Raw genomic sequence first — 19132 nt, forward strand, 5'->3', positions numbered from 1 at the left:
AAATAACATTAAGCTTGGTGCTGGTGGGATTCGTGAAATAGAGTTTATTGTACAAGTTTTTCAGCTTATTCGTGGTGGAAGAGTAGTGGGGTTGCAAACTCGTTCGCTATTAAATGCGCTTGATGTGATTGAACAAGAATCGCTACTTGCATCGAATGAAGTATCGTTATTACGAGAAAATTACTTATTTTTACGCCGTTGTGAAAATCTTCTACAAGCTATTGCTGACGAACAGACCCAAACCTTGCCAGATAATGCACTGGATCAAGCTCGTTTAGCGACAAGCATGGGCTTTAATCATTGGCATGATTTTGAACAAGCGTTATTAGTGCGGATGCAACATAACCGCCAAATTTTTAATGAACTTATTGGCGAAAACGAATCAGAATCTACCTCAACGACTAAGCCTTATAACGATCAATTTGACGATCTTTGGGTGCCTGATCTTCAAATAAGCGATGTTAGTGCAATATTACCTACCTATTCAGAAACAGAAGTTACGCAGATCTATCAAATGCTAGTGCAATTTCGTGATGATATAGGTAAACGTACCATTGGCGTACGGGGGCGTGAAATCCTCGATCAGTTAATGCCACGTTTGTTAGAAGCTGTCTGTAGCGAAAAGCAAGCAACAATGGTGCTATCAAGGATTTTGCCGTTACTTGTTAATATTGTTAGTCGTACCACTTATTTAGAACTGTTACTTGAATATCCAACTGCTTTGAAGCAATTGATTCGTTTATGTAGTGCTTCACCAATGATTAGCGATCAGCTGGCTCATTACCCTATATTATTAGATGAGCTTATTGATATCAATTCGCTTTATCAGACTGTTGCTCCAAATGAATATAAAAGCCAGCTTTATCAATATTTATTGCGTATTGAAGTTGATGACGAAGAACAACAACTTGAAGCTTTACGTCAATTTAAACAGATGCAATTGTTGCATATAGCTGCTTGCGATGTTGAGCATGTATTAACTACCATGAAGGTCAGTGATCACCTAACTTATGTGGCTGAATCATTATTAGATTTTGTCATACAAATGGCTTGGAATCAAATGGTTACTCGCTATGGCAAGCCTGAGCATTTGGCTGATAATCATAAAGGCTTGGTGGTAATTGGCTATGGTAAATTAGGCGGTTGGGAACTGGGTTATGGTTCGGATCTCGATTTGGTTTTTTTACATGATTGTCCAGTTAATAGTATAACTAACGGCAATAAGCAGATAGATAGTCGTCAATTCTATTTGCGTTTAGTTCAGCGAATTATTCATCTATTTAATGTTCGTACTAGTTTTGGGATTTTATATGAAGTTGATGTAAGGCTTCGCCCCCAGGGTGATGCAGGATTGCTTGCTTGTAGTTTAGATTCGTTCGAAGATTACCAAATGAATGAAGCTTGGACTTGGGAGCATCAAGCATTAGTCAGAGCAAGAGCTATATATGGAGAAGGTGAATTAATAAAACGTTTTAACCAAATTCGTCATAATGTACTTTGTAAAAAGCGTGATGAAGTTGTATTAAAAAAAGAAGTGCGTGAAATGCGTGAAAAAATGAGAGTACATCTAGGTAGCACTCAAAACAATTTATTTAACTTAAAAATTGATGAAGGAGGAATAGGAGATATTGAGTTTATATCGCAATATCTTGTGCTTAATTATGCTAATAAATATCCTAAAATGACAAAGTGGAGCGATAATGTTCGGATTTTAGAACTTGCGACAAATTATCAAATAATGGATAGCCAAGAAGCAGAGCAGCTAACACAAGCCTATATCGATATGCGCAACAAAATTCATAGATTAGCATTGCAATTACAATCTAGCACGGTTAATAGTTCGCAATTTGTGCAAGAAAAACAAATAGTCAACCAATGCTGGCTAAAATGGTTAACATAATAAATTGGCTTTTTATTTTAATGTTTGGTTTAACTTTATTGTTGATTTAAAATTTCTAGGAAATGTAAAAATCAATGCCACATTAATGGCATTGATGAAAAAAGTTAAAGTATATGTATATTAAGCCACTATTTTGCTTCCTTCCATAAAATCATATCTTGTTTTTCAAGTTCTGAAGCATCAAAGCCGATGGTTGTTGCCATATCTTCGCGGTCAAAAGCAATATCGCCACCATTAACAGCAAGATCACCTTTTTTAATCCCTTTAAAATCAAACAAATTGGTATCACACAGATGGGATAGGGTGATGTTTTGTGTTGCTCGGAACATGGTTTCAATGCGTCCGGGGAACTTTTTATCCCATTCATTGAGCATTTCTTTAATTACTTGCCTTTGTAAGTTGGGTTGTGAGCCACAAAGATTACAAGGAATAATCGGAAATTGTTTAATTTCAGCGTATTTGGCGATATCTTTTTCTTTGCAATAAGCTAGTGGTCGGATAATGATATGTTCACCTGAATCATTCATTAGCTTTGGCGGCATTGCTTTGAGTTTGCCACCATAAAACATATTTAAAAATAGCGTTTCTAAAATATCATCTCGATGATGGCCAAGGGCAATTTTTGTTGCACCAAGTTCGGTTGCTGTGCGATATAAAATGCCACGACGTAGCCGTGAACAAAGCGAGCAAGTTGTTTTACCTTCAGGGATTTTATCCTTGACAATACCGTAGGTGTTTTCTTGCACGATTTTATATTCAATGCCTAACGAATTTAAATATTCAGGCAATACATGTTCAGGAAATCCTGGTTGTTTTTGATCTAAGTTCACTGCTATTAGATCAAAATGTACTGGTGCACTGATTTTTAAGTTGATAAGAATATCAAGCAAAGTATAACTATCTTTACCGCCTGATAAGCAAACCATAATACGATCGCCTTCTTCGATCATATTAAAGTCAGCGATTGCTTCGCCAGTTAAGCGACGCAATCGTTTATGTAGTTTATTTTGATTATATATATTCATTACGATTTTATTGGTTATTCGGCACGGCTCATGTAACGGCGTTCAGCAATATGAATTTTAACTCTTTCATGGTTATCAATATATTCTGGAACCTGAATTACAAGCCCAGTCGATAAAGTAGCTGGTTTAGTTCGCGCACTAGCAGAAGCTCCTTTAATACTTGGCGAGGTTTCAACAATATCAAGTTCAACAGTCTGTGGCAATTCCAAGGCAAGAACTTCACCATCAGCCATTAGCACTTGAATACCATTCATACCGCCTTCAGGGATAAACAATAATTCTTCTTCAATTTGCTCTTTTTTGAAGATATAAGGGGTATAATCCTCATTATCCATAAATACATATTCATCACCATCAATATACGAAAAACTAACAGGTCGACGGGATAGTTCAATTGTTTCGAGGATATCATCACCTTTAAAACGTTCTTCAACTTTTCCACCATTTTTTACATCGGTAAAACGCATTTTATAAAGTGTACTGGCACCCCGTGCACTTGGACTTTGAACATCAATATCTTTAACAAGTAATAATTTACCATTATAGGTGACTGCATCACCACGTTTTATTTCATTTGCTTTAGCCATAATATTTATTCTTCACGATTAAAAAAAAGTTAAAAAATTAGCTCGCTATTTTACCGCTAACTTGCTATTGTCACCATCAAAATTTATTGAATAGGCGTGTAAAATAAAGAAAACACTATGACAGATTCATTCCAATGTCGAAAAAACTGTGATGCTTGTTGTATTGCTCCTTCAATTTCATCAGCCATCCCATGTATGCCTAAGGGTAAACCAGCTGGTATTGCTTGTATTCATTTAGATAACAATTATCAATGTAAATTGTTCTTGCACCCATCGAGACCGAAAGTTTGTGGTCGATTAAAACCTTGTATCGAAATGTGTGGTAATAGCCGTTCGCAAGCACTGAATTATTTAACTCAATTAGAACAGCTAACTAAAGGTTAAGTATTGTATATATTTAACAAAACAGTTCGATTATTAGAATTATTTATCTCGCCATCATTTTTTTTTGATACACTTTTACCTATTTTATTTATCAGTAATGATTAATATAAATTTTTAGCTGCCTATTTGGTTGTTAAATAATGTGGAATATAAAAATTTATGCTCCATAAGATGGGCTCTCCTTAACAAAGAAGAATATTGATATGAAAAACAAATTAAAACGAGATTTAAAGGCGCGTCACTTAGCTATGATCGCCATTGGTGGTTCAATTGGCACAGGGCTATTTGTTGCCTCAGGAGCAACTGTTGCTCAGGCAGGTCCCGGTGGTGCTTTGCTTTCGTATGCTATTATAGGTGTAATGGTGTACTTTTTAATGACTAGCTTAGGGGAACTTGCTGCATATTTACCTGTTTCAGGCACCTTTGCAACTTATGGTTCACGTTATGTAGATGAAGCGTTTGGTTTTGCCATTGGTTGGAACTATTGGTATAACTGGGCAATTACAGTTGCGGTTGACCTAGTTGCCGCTCAGCTAGTTATTTCTTATTGGTTTGATGCCGGTCCTTATAGCTGGTTATGGAGTTTATTGTTTTTAAGTATCATCTTTTGTTTAAACTATATTTCAGTTAAAGGTTTTGGTGAAGCTGAATTTTGGTTTTCATTAATTAAAGTTGTCACCGTTATTGTTTTTATTATTGTTGGTTTATTAATGATTATTGGTATTTTCCATGGTGCCGAAGGTGCAGGTTGGCAAAATTGGATCATCAAAGAAGCGCCTTTTGCGGGTGGATTTTCATCAATGATTGGTGTAGCAATGGTAGTTGGATTTTCATTTCAAGGTACAGAATTAATTGGTATTGCAGCTGGTGAATCAAAAGATCCAGAAAAAAATATTCCTAAAGCTATGCGGCAAGTCTTTTGGCGAATACTGTTATTTTATATCTTTGCGATTTTAGTCATCAGTTTAATTATTCCCTATACTGATCCTAATTTACTACGTAACGATGAGACCGATATAAGTGTTAGTCCATTTACCCTAGTATTTGAACATGCAGGATTATTATCAGCTGCAGCATTAATGAATGCTGTTATACTGACTTCAGTTTTATCTGCGGGTAACTCAGGACTTTATGCTTCAACTCGTATGCTTTATGCTCTTGCTAAAGAAGGTAAAGCACCTAAAATCTTTGCAAAATTATCATCATCAGGTGTACCCCGTGCAGCGTTATTAGCAACGACGTTTGTAGCCATGCTTTGCTTCTTAACGTCGATGTATAAAGATCAGGTTGTTTATTTGTGGTTGCTCAATATGTCAGGTATGACTGGTTTTATTGCTTGGTTAGGAATTGCAATTAGTCATTATCGTTTTAGAAAGGGTTACCTTATGCAAGGTCATGATGTTAATCAATTACCATATAAATCAAGCTGCTTCCCATTTGGCCCTGTTTTTGCTTTCGTATTATGTTTAATTATAACACTTGGTCAAAATTACGAAGCCTTCCTACAAGATTCTATTGATTGGAATAGTGTAATTGCAACCTATATCGGTTTACCATTATTTTTAATGATTTACTTTGGCTATAAAATAGTTAAAAAAACAAAATGGGTTAAATACGATCAAATGAACTTTTCTAAAGATGATTAACTCACTAGTTTAGTTTAAATATCTCACTTTTCCGTCGACTTTTGTCGACGGTTTTTTTATTAAAAAAGAGAGAAATAAACAGTTATATAGCGATAAAAGTTTATTCTGATAACGATATTAGCGACTTCGGAAGATGATGCGTGCTTTAGATAGATCGTAAGGTGTCATTTCAACAGTAACTTTATCACCAGTTAAAATACGAATATAGTTCTTACGCATCTTACCAGAAATATGTGCAGTAACGACATGACCATTTTCAAGTTCCACACGAAACATCGTATTTGGAAGAGTATCAAGTATGGTTCCTTGCATTTCAATGTTATCTTCTTTTGCCATTGGGGCCTCTTAATAATAAGTACAAATTAAATATACTCAACTAACTTTCCTCGTCTAATCACATATAGTGCAAAGGTATCGCGTTGCGCTTTTATGTCATCTATAAAGTATTTTATTCGATGACAAAGTAAAGTTAAGTATAAACACAAAAAGCTGAGTTTAAAATAAATAAACACAGCGGCGAAATAATGCCGAAAAAACTGTCAGATGTAAAGCCCTTTCTACTATTTCTTTGCAGTATAAAGGCCTTGCTGATGAATATAATGCCACACTTCGGGTGGTAACAAATTTTCACAACTGGCTTGGTTGTTAATATTTTGCCTGATCTCAGTAGCTGAAATATCTTCAAGTGGCGTATGTGCAAAAAAGATATAACCATGTGGTGAATTGTGTAGATCTTTAACGTTTGTGGTATTATGCACATCAATCCATTGTTGTAACTCAATGTTATCAGTTTTTTGGGCATAACCTGGTCTACGGCAAATTAGTAAATGGCAATAATCAAGCAGCGTTTTCCATTTACTCCAAGTCGGTAAACTCAATAATGAATCTTGTCCCATAATAAATGCCAATCCTTCACTATTCCCATTTTCTTGTCGCCAGGCTTGAAGCGTTTCGATAGTATAAGAAGGACGTGTTGAAGTTTCAGGTAAGATCTCTCTTACATTCAACGCAAATAATGGTAAACCTTTGATAGCCAATTTTAACATTGCCAAGCGTTGTTCAGTACTCGCTTCGGGTTGTGGTTTATGAGGAGGGATATGATTAGGCAATAAACCAATTTGCTTTAATCCGACTTCATTTGCTAACGAAATAGCAGGGCGAAGGTGTCCATAATGGATCGGATCAAAAGTTCCTCCTAATAATGCAGTTAACATTTATCTAATCCCATAAATTGCATCGATAAATTAAACATTGCGTCCCATATTCGTGCTTGGTTATCATGCTTTAAACTGATTTCGATCTCTGTCAATTTGGCTAATAAATTAAATAGGTCATTAATATCGCAACGGTTTAGATAACTGGTATATATCGTTCTTTTATTTTGCCAAACCTTATATTCATCGAAAACTTGTTTTAATGATTTTTGTTGCAATCCTTTTTTTAAATTGATCATCAATATCAATTCACGTTGAACAATCCGCAATAAAATTAACGGCTCAAATTCATTTATTTTTAGCTGTTGTAAAATATGAATGGCTCGTTTTGTTTTATTGGCAATCATCGCATCAGTCCAATGATATGGTGTAAATATTGCCGAATCATTTATATTATTTTCGACTTCATCATAAGAAATGCTCTGATTAGGATACAACAACTTAAGTTGTGCAATAATTTGTGTTAATGCCAGTAAATTGCCTTCATAATAATAGCAAAGCAGTTCAATTGCCTTTGGTTCAATGGTCATTTGTTGTTGTTGCAAATGATTTTTGATCCATTGTGGCAACTGTAAAGTATCGGGTGTAGTGCAATTGATAACCACCAATTTATCCGATAAAGCTTTATACCAAGTAGCGTTTTCTTGCGATTTCGTAATTTTGTTAAGTGTAATAACCAGCGCAATACCAGGGGTTAAAACCTCACTTAGTGTATTGAGTTTGGTAGTGATAGCTGCGTTTAATGAACCCTCACCAAAATCAAGAAAAATCAGAGTATTTGCAGAAAATAGATTCATAGCCTGACAGCTATCATAAATAGCTGTCCAATCGGTTTGATTATCAATTACAAAAGTAAGTTGCTCATCAAATCCTTTTTGTAAAAAGGATTTGCGTAACTCAGTTTGCACATAATGCTGTAAATAGGGATCACTACCTAAAATTAAATAATAGGGAGCCCCCACATTATTGTTAATTTGATCGGCACTAATTTTAATCATGTCAACGTTAATTTACTGCATGAATCGATTTTAATTTACGGATGACTTGTTTAGCCGCTTGTTTAAACATTTCGTTTTCAATTAAGTCTTGTTCAACCGTCTTAGCCAAAGCTTCAGCTGGATTATCAAAAAACGTTCTAAACACGCGTACGCTTATTGGATAAGTCTGTTGACCAGCAATAATAATTTGTGCTTCAATCGTTAACACTAATTGGTATTCGGCTGCCTTACCATCTTGATAAATCGAGATGGTATTGCGACTTAGATTTTCACTTACCATTTTTAACAATGGTACCTGACCTGAAGCATTATTATTCGTTATTATCACATCATTATCGTGTAATAACTCTTTAATATTGCGAGACAATCTGCCATAAGGGTCATAACTTATGTAAGACATCGTTTTAAAACTTTCTGGCACTTCTGTCTCATGTTGTAAGTGAAATCCACATCCTGTTAAGGATATTGTTAATAACATAATTAATGCTAAATATTTTTTCATATTAATAACCGCCTAAATTTAGTTATCAAACAATATTAACCAACAACAAGATTTAATAATTTACCTGGTACATAAATCACTTTACGGATAGCAACATCACTCAAATATTTTTGGATGTTAGGTTCTTGTTTTGCTTGTGACAAAACAAAATCTTGATCGGCATCGGCAGGTACAACAAATTTACCACGGACTTTGCCATTGATTTGTACAACAATGAGTTTTTCGTCCTCAACCATTGCCGATTGATCAGCAACAGGCCAAATTGTATTATCAATCGATTCGTTGTTACCTAAAGCTTGCCACATAACAAAACAAGCGTGAGGCATCATAGGGTAAAGTAGTCGAACAATCGCATTTAAAGCTTCATTCATTAGAGCGCGATCTTGCCCAGTTTCTTGCGGTGCTTTTTGTAAGCGATTCATAAATTCCATCACAGCGGCAATAGCAGTATTAAATGTTTGGCGGCGGCCAATATCATCACTCACTTTCGCTATGGTTTTATGTAATTCACGACGCAATGATTTTTGTTCATTATCTAGAGCTGTAACGTCTAGTTTTGCTGCTACACCTTTTTGGGTATGTTCATAAACTAAACGCCATACACGTTTAATAAATCGGTTTGCACCTTCAACGCCAGATTCTTGCCATTCTAGTGTCATATCAGCAGGTGATGCAAACATCATAAACAATCGAACGGTATCAGCACCATATTTTTCAACCATTTCTTGCGGATCGATACCATTATTTTTTGATTTTGACATTTTGGTCATACCGGCATGAACTAGCTCATTGCCATGACTATCGACAGCTTTAGCAATACGACCCTTATCATCACGTTCAATAGTGACTCCAGTTGGCGAAACCCAAATACGTTCATTTGTTGGGCTGGTATAATAAAATGCATCAGCTAATACCATACCTTGGCAAAGTAGACGTTTTGCTGGTTCATCTGACGATACTAAACCAAAATCACGCATTAATTTATGGAAAAATCTAAAATAAAGTAAATGCATAATGGCATGTTCAATACCACCAACATACTGGTCAACAGGTAACCAATAGTTTGCTGCCTTTTCGTCTAACATACCTTTGTCGTAGTTTGGACAAGTGTAACGAGCATAATACCAAGAAGATTCCATAAAGGTATCAAACGTATCGGTTTCACGTAGTGCAGGTTGACCGTTAACGGTTGTCTTAGCCCAGTTAGGATCTGCCTTAATTGGACTGGTAATACCATTCATTTCAACATTTTCAGGTAAAATAACTGGTAATTGGTCTTCTGGTGTTGGTATGGTTGTACCATCTTCCAGCGTCACCATTGGGATTGGTGCACCCCAATAACGTTGACGCGAAACACCCCAATCACGCAAACGGTAATTAACTTTACGTTTACCAATACCTAATGCAATTAACTTATCAGCAACAGCATTAAATGCTTGATCAAAATCAAGACCATCAAATTCGCCTGAATTAAATAACTTGCCATGCTCAGTATATGCTTTTTCAGAAAGATCTGGTGCGTTACCGTCTTGAGTTAAAATAACAGGATTAATTGGTAAGTTATATTTTGAAGCAAATTCATAATCACGTTCATCGTGCCCAGGCACAGCCATTACTGCACCTGTACCATATTCAATTAACACAAAATTAGCAATCCAAACAGGGACTTTTTTACCTGTTAAAGGATGAATAGCATAAAAGCCTGTGGCAATACCTTTCTTTTCCATGGTTGCCATATCAGCTTCGGCTGTTTTGGTATTTTTGCATTCAGCAATAAATTCAGCAATTTTAGGATCGTTTTGAGCTGCTAATTGTGCAAGAGGGTGCTCTGCGGCAACAGAGACAAAGCTAACGCCCATTAATGTATCAGGACGAGTTGTATAGACGCGTAACTTATCAGGATAATTTTCAACAGCAAAATCAAACTCAACACCTTCAGAACGACCAATCCAGTTACGTTGCATGGTTTTAACTTGTTCTGGCCAACTTTCAAGCGTATCCAAATCATTAAGTAATTCTTCGGCATATTCGGTAATTTTAATAAACCATTGTGGGATTTCTTTGCGCTCAACAGGGGTACTACAACGCCAACAACAACCTTCAACCACTTGCTCATTAGCAAGTACGGTCTGATCATTAGGGCACCAGTTAACTGCCGATGTTTTTTTATAAACTAAGCCTTTTTCGTATAACTTAGTAAAAAACCATTGTTCCCATTTATAATATTCAGGACGGCAAGTAGTAATTTCACGATCCCAATCATAACCAAATCCTAAAAGTTGTAATTGCTTTTTCATATAAGCAATATTTTCATAGGTCCATTTTGCAGGTGCAGTATTGTTTTTAACTGCAGCACCTTCAGCTGGCAAACCAAATGCATCCCAACCAATTGGCTGTAGTACATTTTTACCATTTAAACGTTGGTAACGAGAAATGGTATCACCAATGGTGTAGTTACGAACATGACCAAGATGCAAACGCCCAGAAGGGTAAGGTAGCATCGATAAGCAGTAATATTTTTCTTTTGATGAATCTTCAGTAACGTGAAAAGTTTTATTTTCTTGCCAATGTTTTTGTACAATGGCTTCTATTTCATCTGGGCGATATTGTTCTTGCATGACGAGTTAATGTCCTATCTATTATTACTAATAAAAATATGTTGCTAATTGTATTGGTTATTGATTCGTTTTACAAACGATATATGAAGTAAGACATTGATTTCTTGTTATGATAAATTCTAAGTTATTGAGCATATTTTATTACTGATATTTAATAAATAACAAACCTTTAATAGGTTAAGGTGAAAGGGATACAAAAAGTTAAATTAATTGCTATTTAAGTGTGATTAAATAGCAATTAAAGGTAGGTATCTTAATTAAAAAAGCCTAACCACCATTAAAGACGCTAGTTAAACGTGATAAGAATGATCGTTGTTCTTCTTTAGGCATGTTTTTAAGATTTGCTTGAATCAGTTGATCAAGTTTTGGGGTTTCATCAACTAAGCCTAATTCATTATAAGCATTACGCATTAAAAGCAATGCCTCTTTAGTTGAATCGGTATCTGGAAACATAATTAACATTTCAGTCACGCGATTAATCACAGCTACATAAGCACCGCGTTTTGTATAGAATTGTGCGACTTTTAACTGATAGCGAGCCAATCTATTTTTCAAAAATACAAGGCGTTTTTGCGCATCGGCTGCATATTGACTGTTTGGAAAACTAGACAGTAGATAAGAAAAGTCCTTAAATGCAGCTGAAGCATAATCGGGATCGCGATCTGAACGATCAACATTAAACCAACCTTGGATCATATTGTCGTCTTGTGCCATATTTGAAATGCCACGCATATAAATAACCCAATCAATATTTGGATGCGTTGGATTCAATTTCAAAAAACGGTCAATTGACGCAATTGCTAACGGTAAGTCAGCTGATTTATAGTAAGCGTAAATCAAATCAAGTTGAACTTGTTGAGAATAAGGACCAAAAGGATAATTTTTGTCCAAGGACTCTAATATAGTAATACTGGATTTAATATTACCATTTTCAAGCTCAGACTTCGCTTTGTTATGTAGTTCAATCTCGGGTACATTTTCAACATCGGGCTTGGAAGAAGTACAGCCAATTAGCATGCCACTTAAAGCGATAGCTAGCAAAGAGTGTAAACGCAATTTCATTCAGTTTTTGATCCAAATATAATTAAACATTAAAGGCGATGATTAGTATATAATACTCTAAAACATAACAGCTTAAAATAGATAAATTACACATGCATGAGTTAAAATTATCAACTAAAATCGAACAAAGTCAACTAGGAATGCGTTTAGATCAAGCATTATCCGAGCTTTTTCCTGATTATTCACGCTCAAGAATAAAAGATTGGATTATTAATAATAAAGTCACTGTCAACGATGTTATCGTTAATAAACCAAAAGAAAAAGTGCTCGGTGGCGAAATAATAACTATTAATGCTGAAATTGAACAAGAAACTTATCATCAACCGGAAGATATAAAGCTTGATATTGTTTACGAGGATGATGACATTTTGGTGATTAATAAACCTCGTGATTTAGTTGTGCATCCTGGAGCAGGTAATCCTGATGGTACGGTATTAAATGCCTTATTGCATTATTATCCTGAGATAGCACGCGTACCCCGCGCAGGTATTGTGCATCGTCTAGATAAAGATACAACAGGGCTAATGGTTGTAGCTAAAACTATTATGGCACAAACACATTTGGTCGAATCACTTCAACTACGCGAAATTACACGCGAATATGAAGCTGTGGTCATGGGGATTATTACCGCAGGAGGAACCGTTGATCAGCCTATCACCCGTCATCCAACCAAACGTACACATATGGCTGTATTCCCAACGGGTAAACCAGCGGTTACCCATTATAGAGTGATGGAAAAATATCGCCTACATACACGTTTGCGATTGCGCTTAGAAACAGGGCGAACTCACCAAATCCGCGTGCACATGGCACATATTGCTCACCCACTAATTGGTGACCCACTCTACGGTGGAAGACCAAGGCCGCCTAAGGGAGCTAGTGAATCTTTTATTCAAACTTTACGCGATTTTAATCGCCAAGCATTACACGCTACCATGTTGCGATTATATCATCCTATAACAGGTGAACAAATGGAATGGCATGCTCCTATTCCTGAAGATATGCAAAATTTAATACAAGCTTTACAAGAAGATACCGAACAGCATAAAGATGAACTAGATTGGTGATAAATATGATTAAATCGATTTACCCATATTGGACAGCCCCAAAAAAAATTCATGCCTTTACTTCAACACGGACTGGTGGCGTTAGTTTAGCGCCATTTGCAAGTTTAAATGTGGGAAATCGAACTGGTGATAATTCAGAACATATTGCTGAAAACCGCCGAAGAATTATTCAAGCCGAACAAATACCAAGCGAACCGTATTGGTTAACGCAAACTCACAGCACAACAGTGCTTGATATATCACAAATTGCTTTACAGCCTCCAACCGGTAACATCGATTCTTATCAAACTTTTGAAGCTGATGGCTCATATACAAATCAACCTAAGCAAGTTAGTGTGGTGTTAACCGCAGATTGCATGCCTGTACTTTTTTGTACAACAAAAGGTGACGAAGTTGCAGCTGCCCATGCTGGTTGGCGAGGATTATGTAATGGTATATTAGAAGAAACAATTAAAAAATTTTCAAGCTCGCCATCAAACATCATTGCTTGGATGGGACCAGCCATTAGTGTCAAAAAATTTGAGGTAGGTATTGAAGTTAAACAACAATTTGAAAAAGTCGATCCAAAAGCACAAGAAGCGTTTAAATTGATCAACCCAATTGAACAAAAATACCTAGCAAATCTATATCTAATTGCCAAACAACGTTTACAAGCAGTAGGAGTAACGCAAATTTTTGGTGGTGATTATTGTACTTATACTGAACAAGATGAATTCTTCTCTTATCGACGTGAAAATAGAACTGGTAGAATGGCATCAATGATCTGGTTTGAATAAAAGAGTTTTTTTAAGCTAAAAACCTTTAATTTTTAGCTGCTTTGTAAAATATTTATAGTATAAAGATCTGCGGTAAATGTTAATATATAAAATTATAATATTTAAACCGCCATAAGATCTGAAGGCTTTCTATTGTTCAATTGTTATTTTATTTCGCTAACAAAAGAAGGTAATTCCCAAGCCCCACCGTCAAAACCTAAGCATTCACCTGTACTTATATTAGAGGAAAGCATAAATTTATGTCCATTCCAAGTCCAGCTAGATTTTTCTAAACAATCTCCCTCACCTCTTAGCTTAGCTATACTGGATATTGTTCCATTTTTGTATGTATTGCCCTCATTATTTATAAATTTTATATTTTTATTACTTAGTTTAGCTGTGTTAGAAATTATCCAATAGGCGTTACCTGAGTTATATGCGCTAAACCAACACCTAGTTTCAAGTAAATCGTGGTTATTATCTAATTTAATTAACCGAAATCTTTTATTATATCCTTGTGTTTCATCATAATAAGGATCTTCTAAATCATAAGCATCACATTTAGCTTCATACATATAGCGTTTTTTGAATTGAGGGAATATTTTAATTACTTCATTGGTATTAAGTTCTTGACTTTGTTCTGGAGCAATTACTTTACCTTTTTTTATAGTTGGTACAGGTATTGGTGCATAAACGTTTGATTCATTTTTATTACCATGTGCTATAACTGCGCCAGTTGTACCAACCCGTCCTTGTTTTTTGTCCATTGTTAACATGACATCATAAAATCCGCCATTGGTATAAGATGATTGACTTCTATTGTTACGGAATATAACTTTTTCATTTTTTGTAAATGCTTGAATAATTTTTGTAGCTTGGAATTGTGACAACTGATAAATATTATTTTGTATTTCTTTTAATTCGCCTAAATACTCTTGATTAATGAATGCAGCCAATGAATTATCTAATTGTTGAGTGTTTTTAATTTCAATATCTTCTTCATCTTCTTCTTTGTTATTTTTTGTTCTAACATAAATTTCAACTGGCTGATTGGCCCCCGCTTTTCGCTGGAATAAAATTGACGATTTTATCACTCCTGTATCAGATATATCACTATATTCTATAACACGACAAGTTAAAGTATTATCACAAACTATATCCCAAGCTATAACTGGAGTTGTAAACAAAGTTAGCAATAAACAATAGCAAAAACGCATGACAGTTAATTCCATATAAATAATTTATATGAGGTTATTATAGATTAAACAATTATTCAATTAAAATTAATAAAACTTCTTGATTTTATGAATATTTAATTAGTTCTCTTTAGTACTAATTTATCATTCTATATTGGCAAACTTGTGGCTTTGCACACTCAAAAGCCATTTATTATTCAGTCGATTTTGGTTGATTTTTCCTAACAACTCTATCGTTTCAAACATATTAAATGCACCATCTTTTTCACAAGGAGATAGATAATAGCGTTTGGCTTGAATATGAGTTTCGATATATTGGCAAAAAGGAATAAAATCGCAGTGATTTTCGGCTACTATGCGTACTTCATTTGCTATTGGTTGTACTATTTTTTGATAGCGTGACTGATAACAAAATTTAGGGCTTAGCGCAATATAATCAATAAGCGGATCGACTTTACCAAGACCGTTGCTTTCAATGGCGATGAAATAACCCGCTTTTTTGAGTGGCAAAAGCAATTCAGGTAACGCTTTAACCATTGTCGGTTCGCCACCTGTAATAATAATATTTTTGCTTTTATATTCGCTCACTTTAGTCATTAAAGCATCTAACGTGAATCGAGTAAATTTTCGAAAATTAGTATCACACCAAGCACAATTTAAATTGCACCCAGCAAAACGGATAAAAACAGCAGGCATGCCTGTATTATAACCTTCGCCCTGTAAAGACTCGAAGATTTCAACGATGCGAAATTCGATCATATTGGGCTCCGATGATATTCACAATACGAAGTTGGCGTTTCCCATAGTTTGATCATCGAAACAGGCAAATATTGCGATAAGCAATCAAAAATAAATTTGCTCATTCCTTCTGCGGTGGTTCTACATGGAAAGGCAAAAATTTTACGATCCATTTCTTGTAGTAACGACGCGATACGGCACTCATTAGGGTTATGTTGATTGTAAAGATAGGCGTGATCTAACGGATCGACAATATGTTGTTTAACTATTAGCTTTAAATCGGCATAATCCATGACCATATCTTGGCTTGAGCCGTTATCAATAAGCTCTCCGCTAATTTCAACTAATAGGCGATAAGTGTGACCGTGCAGATTATGACACTTTTTATTGTGCCCATCTAACATGTGACAAGCATCAAATTGAAACTCTTTGGCTATTTTGAACATTTTATATTCCTAGTTTTTTTTCGTGGGATGGATTACGAACCACGGTTAGCGAACCTAACAAAATAAAGGTAACAATATAAGGGGTAAAAGTGAATTTGTCATCTTACCAGTATATCTTAAAACGAAATTTAGATGTAATTGCTTAAATTGCAAACAGCTTTATTTTTATGTCAATTAATTCTTACATACTTGATAATTTTGTTGTATAAATTTTGTAAAAAATATTTTAACTTTGCTCTTGAAATTTAGGTTGCAACACTCATTTAGATCACATGCAAATGGATTAAATGTGTTAAGCGTTTAATCCAAATTTATTGCTCAGGAGATAAACACTATGAGGTTAGATAAACTAACAAATAAGTTTCAACAAGCTTTAGCTGATGCGCAGTCAATGGCATTAGGTAAAGACAATCAATATATAGAGCCTGTGCATGTCCTATCAGCCATGCTTAATCAAGAAGGGAGTAGTGTAATGCCTTTATTGATTGCAGCAGGTGCAAATATTGTTAATTTACAACAAGAATTAGCTCAAGCTATTGACCGATTACCCCAAGTTCAAGGTGTGGGTGGAGATGTTATTCCATCGCAAGATTTTGTTCGAGTATTAAATCTTTGCGATAAATTATCCCAAAAGAACGGTGATAGCTATATCTCATCAGAACTCTTTATATTAGCCGCTTTAGAAGATAAGGGCAGTTTAGGCGATCTTCTTAAAAGATCAGGTGTTAATAAAGATAAATTTAGCCAAGCAGTTAATCAAGTAAGAGGTAGCGATAACGTGAACGATCCTAATGAAGAAGATCAACGCGGTGCACTTAAAAAATACACCATTGATTTAACTCAACGAGCAGAACAAGGTAAACTTGATCCTGTTATTGGTCGTGATGAAGAAATTCGTCGAACTATTCAGGTATTACAACGTCGTACTAAAAATAATCCAGTATTAATTGGGGAACCAGGTGTAGGAAAAACTGCTATTGTAGAAGGATTAGCACAACGCATTGTTAACCGTGAAGTCCCTGAAGGATTACGAAATAAACGCGTTTTATCATTAGACATGGGTGCATTAATTGCTGGTGCCAAATATCGAGGGGAATTTGAAGAACGCCTAAAAGCCGTGCTTAAAGACTTAGCAAAAGAAGAAGGTCGCATTATATTATTTATTGACGAAATCCATACCATGGTTGGCGCAGGAAAAAGCGATGGAGCAATGGATGCTGGTAATATGTTAAAACCCGCATTAGCTCGCGGTGAATTACACTGCGTGGGAGCAACAACGCTTGATGAATACCGTCAATATATTGAAAAAGATCCTGCGTTAGAGCGTCGTTTCCAAAAAGTCTATGTTGCCGAACCAACAGTTGAAGATACGATCGCTATTTTGCGTGGTTTAAAAGAACGTTATGAACTGCATCACCATGTGCAAATAACCGATCCTGCAATCGTAGCTGCGGCTACATTATCGCATCGTTATATTTCTGATCGCATGTTACCTGACAAAGCGATTGATTTAATTGACGAAGCCGCATCAAGTATTCGTATGCAAATGGATTCAAAACCAGAATCTTTAGATCGACTTGAAAGGCGCATAATTCAACTTAAACTTGAACAACAAGCGCTTAAAAAAGAATCTGATGATGCGAGTAAAAAGCGACTACAAATGTTAAATGATGAACTTTCTGAAAAAGAAAAGGAATATGCTTCACTTGAAGAAGAGTGGAAGTCAGAAAAGGCAGCTGTTTCGGGGACTCAAAACATCAAAGCAGAACTAGAAAAGGCACGTACTGAAATAGAGCAAGCTCGTCGAGCTGGCGACTTGAACAAAATGTCAGAATTACAATATGGCAAAATTCCAGAGCTCGAAAAGAAACTTGCTTCAGCAACACAGTTAGAAGGCAAAACCATGAAGTTATTGCGTAACAAAGTGACCGATAACGAAATTGCAGAAGTATTATCTAAAGCGACAGGTATTCCAGTTTCTAGAATGCTTGAGAGCGAAAAAGATAAACTATTGCACATGGAAGATGCTTTACATAAACGTGTAATAGGTCAAAATGAAGCAGTATTAGCGGTTGCAAATGCGATTCGACGTAGCCGAGCAGGGCTTTCAGATCCAAATAAACCGATTGGATCATTCCTATTCTTAGGACCAACTGGTGTCGGTAAAACCGAGCTTTGCAAATCATTGGCTAACTTTATGTTTGACAGCGAAGATGCTATGGTGCGTATAGATATGTCAGAGTTTATGGAAAAACACTCCGTTGCTCGCTTAATTGGTGCGCCTCCAGGTTATGTTGGATATGAAGAAGGGGGGTATTTAACCGAAGCAGTTAGACGACGACCATACTCAGTAATTTTACTTGATGAAGTCGAAAAAGCACACCCAGATGTCTTTAATATCTTACTGCAAGTATTGGATGATGGGCGCTTAACAGATGGTCAAGGTCGCACAGTTGATTTTCGTAACACTGTCATAATTATGACATCAAACTTAGGTTCTGACCTAATTCAAGGTCAAGTTGAACTAAGTTATGACGAAATGAAATCTCTAGTGATGACGGTTGTAACCAAACACTTTAGACCAGAATTTATCAATCGTATTGACGAAACAGTGGTATTCCACCCATTAGGTCAAGAAAACATTAAAGCGATTGCAAAAATTCAGTTAGCACACGTTGAAAAACGTTTAGAAGAACGTGGTTACCAATTGGATATTTCGGATGCGGCACTTGAACAGTTAGCTAAGGTTGGCTTTGACCCAATTTATGGCGCAAGACCGTTAAAACGATCGATCCAACAAGAGATCGAAAACCCATTGGCACAACAAATACTGTCAGGTAAATTAGTCCCAGGTAAAACTATTCATCTAGATTTAGTTGGCGGCAACATTGAAGCCCAACAGTAATAAAACTTCAAAAGACAAACCGACCTCTATGGTCGGTTTTTTTTATACTTGATACAATTTAGTTTACCTATAGTACTTATAGTACTTAG

16 protein-coding genes, 1 pseudogene and 1 riboswitch are annotated in these 19132 nt (G+C 35.7%); of the genes and pseudogenes, 6 read left to right on the plus strand and 11 right to left on the minus strand.

What is annotated here, in order from left to right; genetic code table 11:
• A partial coding sequence (glnE, locus tag J6569_RS05640; protein WP_296318001.1) for a bifunctional [glutamate--ammonia ligase]-adenylyl-L-tyrosine phosphorylase/[glutamate--ammonia-ligase] adenylyltransferase occupies window positions 1-1900 on the plus strand: 1900 nt, incomplete at its 5' end.
• Window positions 1901-2028: 128 nt separating this feature from the next.
• On the opposite strand, the gene ttcA is transcribed toward glnE, so the two are convergent.
• Both ttcA and yeiP read right to left on the minus strand, forming a co-directional pair.
• A complete protein-coding gene (ttcA, locus tag J6569_RS05645; RefSeq protein ID WP_065611238.1) occupies window positions 2029-2925 on the minus strand; it encodes a tRNA 2-thiocytidine(32) synthetase TtcA in 897 nt (298 codons plus the stop codon).
• Between the two features lie 14 nt (window positions 2926-2939).
• The gene (yeiP, locus tag J6569_RS05650) at window positions 2940-3512 is read right to left on the minus strand and encodes an elongation factor P-like protein YeiP (RefSeq protein WP_296318002.1); all 573 of its coding nucleotides are present in this window, start codon (window positions 3510-3512) and stop codon (window positions 2940-2942) included.
• A 117-nt stretch (window positions 3513-3629) separates the two neighbouring features.
• Here yeiP and J6569_RS05655 point away from each other — a divergent pair, with 117 nt between their 5' ends.
• Window positions 3630-3896, plus strand: a complete 267-nt coding sequence (locus J6569_RS05655) for a hypothetical protein (RefSeq protein WP_296318003.1) — start codon at window positions 3630-3632, stop codon at window positions 3894-3896.
• Between the two features lie 203 nt (window positions 3897-4099).
• The gene (locus J6569_RS05660) at window positions 4100-5542 is read left to right on the plus strand and encodes an amino acid permease (RefSeq protein WP_296318004.1); all 1443 of its coding nucleotides are present in this window, start codon (window positions 4100-4102) and stop codon (window positions 5540-5542) included.
• Window positions 5543-5659: 117 nt separating this feature from the next.
• Here the strand turns inward: J6569_RS05660 and infA are convergent, their stop codons facing one another.
• The 6 genes and pseudogenes from infA to bamD all read right to left on the minus strand — a co-directional run.
• The gene (gene infA / locus J6569_RS05665) at window positions 5660-5878 is read right to left on the minus strand and encodes a translation initiation factor IF-1 (protein WP_025315083.1); all 219 of its coding nucleotides are present in this window, start codon (window positions 5876-5878) and stop codon (window positions 5660-5662) included.
• A gap of 224 nt (window positions 5879-6102) precedes the next feature.
• Complete coding sequence (nadD, locus tag J6569_RS05670; RefSeq protein WP_296318005.1) at window positions 6103-6756, minus strand: nicotinate-nucleotide adenylyltransferase; 654 nt, start codon at window positions 6754-6756, stop codon at window positions 6103-6105.
• The gene (gene holA, locus J6569_RS05675) at window positions 6750-7754 is read right to left on the minus strand and encodes a DNA polymerase III subunit delta (RefSeq protein WP_296318006.1); all 1005 of its coding nucleotides are present in this window, start codon (window positions 7752-7754) and stop codon (window positions 6750-6752) included. Before holA ends, nadD begins: the two co-directional genes overlap by 7 nt.
• Before the next feature lie 7 nt (window positions 7755-7761).
• The gene (lptE, locus tag J6569_RS05680) at window positions 7762-8256 is read right to left on the minus strand and encodes an LPS assembly lipoprotein LptE (protein ID WP_065590996.1); all 495 of its coding nucleotides are present in this window, start codon (window positions 8254-8256) and stop codon (window positions 7762-7764) included.
• 35 nt (window positions 8257-8291) lie between these two features.
• Entirely contained in the window at window positions 8292-10874 is a 2583-nt protein-coding gene (gene leuS, locus J6569_RS05685) for a leucine--tRNA ligase (protein WP_296318007.1), read from the minus strand.
• Window positions 10875-11213: 339 nt separating this feature from the next.
• Window positions 11214-11936, minus strand: a pseudogene (bamD, locus tag J6569_RS05690) (outer membrane protein assembly factor BamD); the annotation flags it as partial.
• 92 nt (window positions 11937-12028) lie between these two features.
• Here bamD and rluD point away from each other — a divergent pair.
• Together rluD and pgeF are read left to right on the plus strand one after the other, a co-directional pair.
• A complete protein-coding gene (gene rluD, locus J6569_RS05695) occupies window positions 12029-13003 on the plus strand; it encodes a 23S rRNA pseudouridine(1911/1915/1917) synthase RluD (RefSeq protein WP_296300819.1) in 975 nt (324 codons plus the stop codon).
• A 5-nt stretch (window positions 13004-13008) separates the two neighbouring features.
• Entirely contained in the window at window positions 13009-13779 is a 771-nt protein-coding gene (gene pgeF / locus J6569_RS05700; RefSeq protein WP_296318009.1) for a peptidoglycan editing factor PgeF, read from the plus strand.
• A 143-nt stretch (window positions 13780-13922) separates the two neighbouring features.
• Here the strand turns inward: pgeF and J6569_RS05705 are convergent, their stop codons facing one another.
• From J6569_RS05705 to queD, 3 genes are all read right to left on the minus strand, one after another.
• Window positions 13923-14975, minus strand: coding sequence for a DUF1176 domain-containing protein (locus tag J6569_RS05705; protein ID WP_296318010.1), 1053 nt, complete (start codon window positions 14973-14975; stop codon window positions 13923-13925).
• Window positions 14976-15098: 123 nt separating this feature from the next.
• Window positions 15099-15713, minus strand: coding sequence for a 7-carboxy-7-deazaguanine synthase QueE (locus J6569_RS05710; protein ID WP_141672793.1), 615 nt, complete (start codon window positions 15711-15713; stop codon window positions 15099-15101).
• Window positions 15710-16138, minus strand: a complete 429-nt coding sequence (gene queD, locus J6569_RS05715; RefSeq protein WP_296318011.1) for a 6-carboxytetrahydropterin synthase QueD — start codon at window positions 16136-16138, stop codon at window positions 15710-15712. Before queD ends, J6569_RS05710 begins: the two co-directional genes overlap by 4 nt.
• Window positions 16139-16141: 3 nt before the next feature.
• Window positions 16142-16187, minus strand: a riboswitch (PreQ1 riboswitch).
• 285 nt (window positions 16188-16472) lie between these two features.
• On the opposite strand from queD, the gene clpB reads away from it, so the two are divergent.
• Window positions 16473-19043, plus strand: coding sequence for an ATP-dependent chaperone ClpB (gene clpB / locus J6569_RS05720; RefSeq protein WP_296302200.1), 2571 nt, complete (start codon window positions 16473-16475; stop codon window positions 19041-19043).
• Window positions 19044-19132 lie beyond the last annotated feature (89 nt).

It is taken from the genome of Gilliamella sp. (genome assembly GCF_024104075.1).
GTDB lineage: Bacteria > Pseudomonadota > Gammaproteobacteria > Enterobacterales > Orbaceae > Gilliamella > Gilliamella bombi.

Excerpts from the sequence above, each read along its gene's own strand:
- J6569_RS05705 (WP_296318010.1), bottom strand. The coding sequence starts at position 14,975 with ATGCGTTTTTGCTATTGTTTATTGCTAACTTTGTTTACAACTCCAGTT.
- infA (WP_025315083.1), bottom strand. The coding sequence starts at position 5,878 with ATGGCAAAAGAAGATAACATTGAAATGCAAGGAACCATACTTGATACT.
- lptE (WP_065590996.1), bottom strand. The coding sequence starts at position 8,256 with ATGAAAAAATATTTAGCATTAATTATGTTATTAACAATATCCTTAACA.
- J6569_RS05660 (WP_296318004.1), top strand. The coding sequence starts at position 4,100 with ATGAAAAACAAATTAAAACGAGATTTAAAGGCGCGTCACTTAGCTATG.
- holA (WP_296318006.1), bottom strand. The coding sequence starts at position 7,754 with ATGATTAAAATTAGTGCCGATCAAATTAACAATAATGTGGGGGCTCCC.
- J6569_RS05655 (WP_296318003.1), top strand. The coding sequence starts at position 3,630 with ATGACAGATTCATTCCAATGTCGAAAAAACTGTGATGCTTGTTGTATT.
- leuS (WP_296318007.1), bottom strand. The coding sequence starts at position 10,874 with ATGCAAGAACAATATCGCCCAGATGAAATAGAAGCCATTGTACAAAAA.
- clpB (WP_296302200.1), top strand. The coding sequence starts at position 16,473 with ATGAGGTTAGATAAACTAACAAATAAGTTTCAACAAGCTTTAGCTGAT.
- pgeF (WP_296318009.1), top strand. The coding sequence starts at position 13,009 with ATGATTAAATCGATTTACCCATATTGGACAGCCCCAAAAAAAATTCAT.
- ttcA (WP_065611238.1), bottom strand. The coding sequence starts at position 2,925 with ATGAATATATATAATCAAAATAAACTACATAAACGATTGCGTCGCTTA.
- J6569_RS05710 (WP_141672793.1), bottom strand. The coding sequence starts at position 15,713 with ATGATCGAATTTCGCATCGTTGAAATCTTCGAGTCTTTACAGGGCGAA.
- yeiP (WP_296318002.1), bottom strand. The coding sequence starts at position 3,512 with ATGGCTAAAGCAAATGAAATAAAACGTGGTGATGCAGTCACCTATAAT.
- queD (WP_296318011.1), bottom strand. The coding sequence starts at position 16,138 with ATGTTCAAAATAGCCAAAGAGTTTCAATTTGATGCTTGTCACATGTTA.
- nadD (WP_296318005.1), bottom strand. The coding sequence starts at position 6,756 with ATGTTAACTGCATTATTAGGAGGAACTTTTGATCCGATCCATTATGGA.
- rluD (WP_296300819.1), top strand. The coding sequence starts at position 12,029 with ATGCATGAGTTAAAATTATCAACTAAAATCGAACAAAGTCAACTAGGA.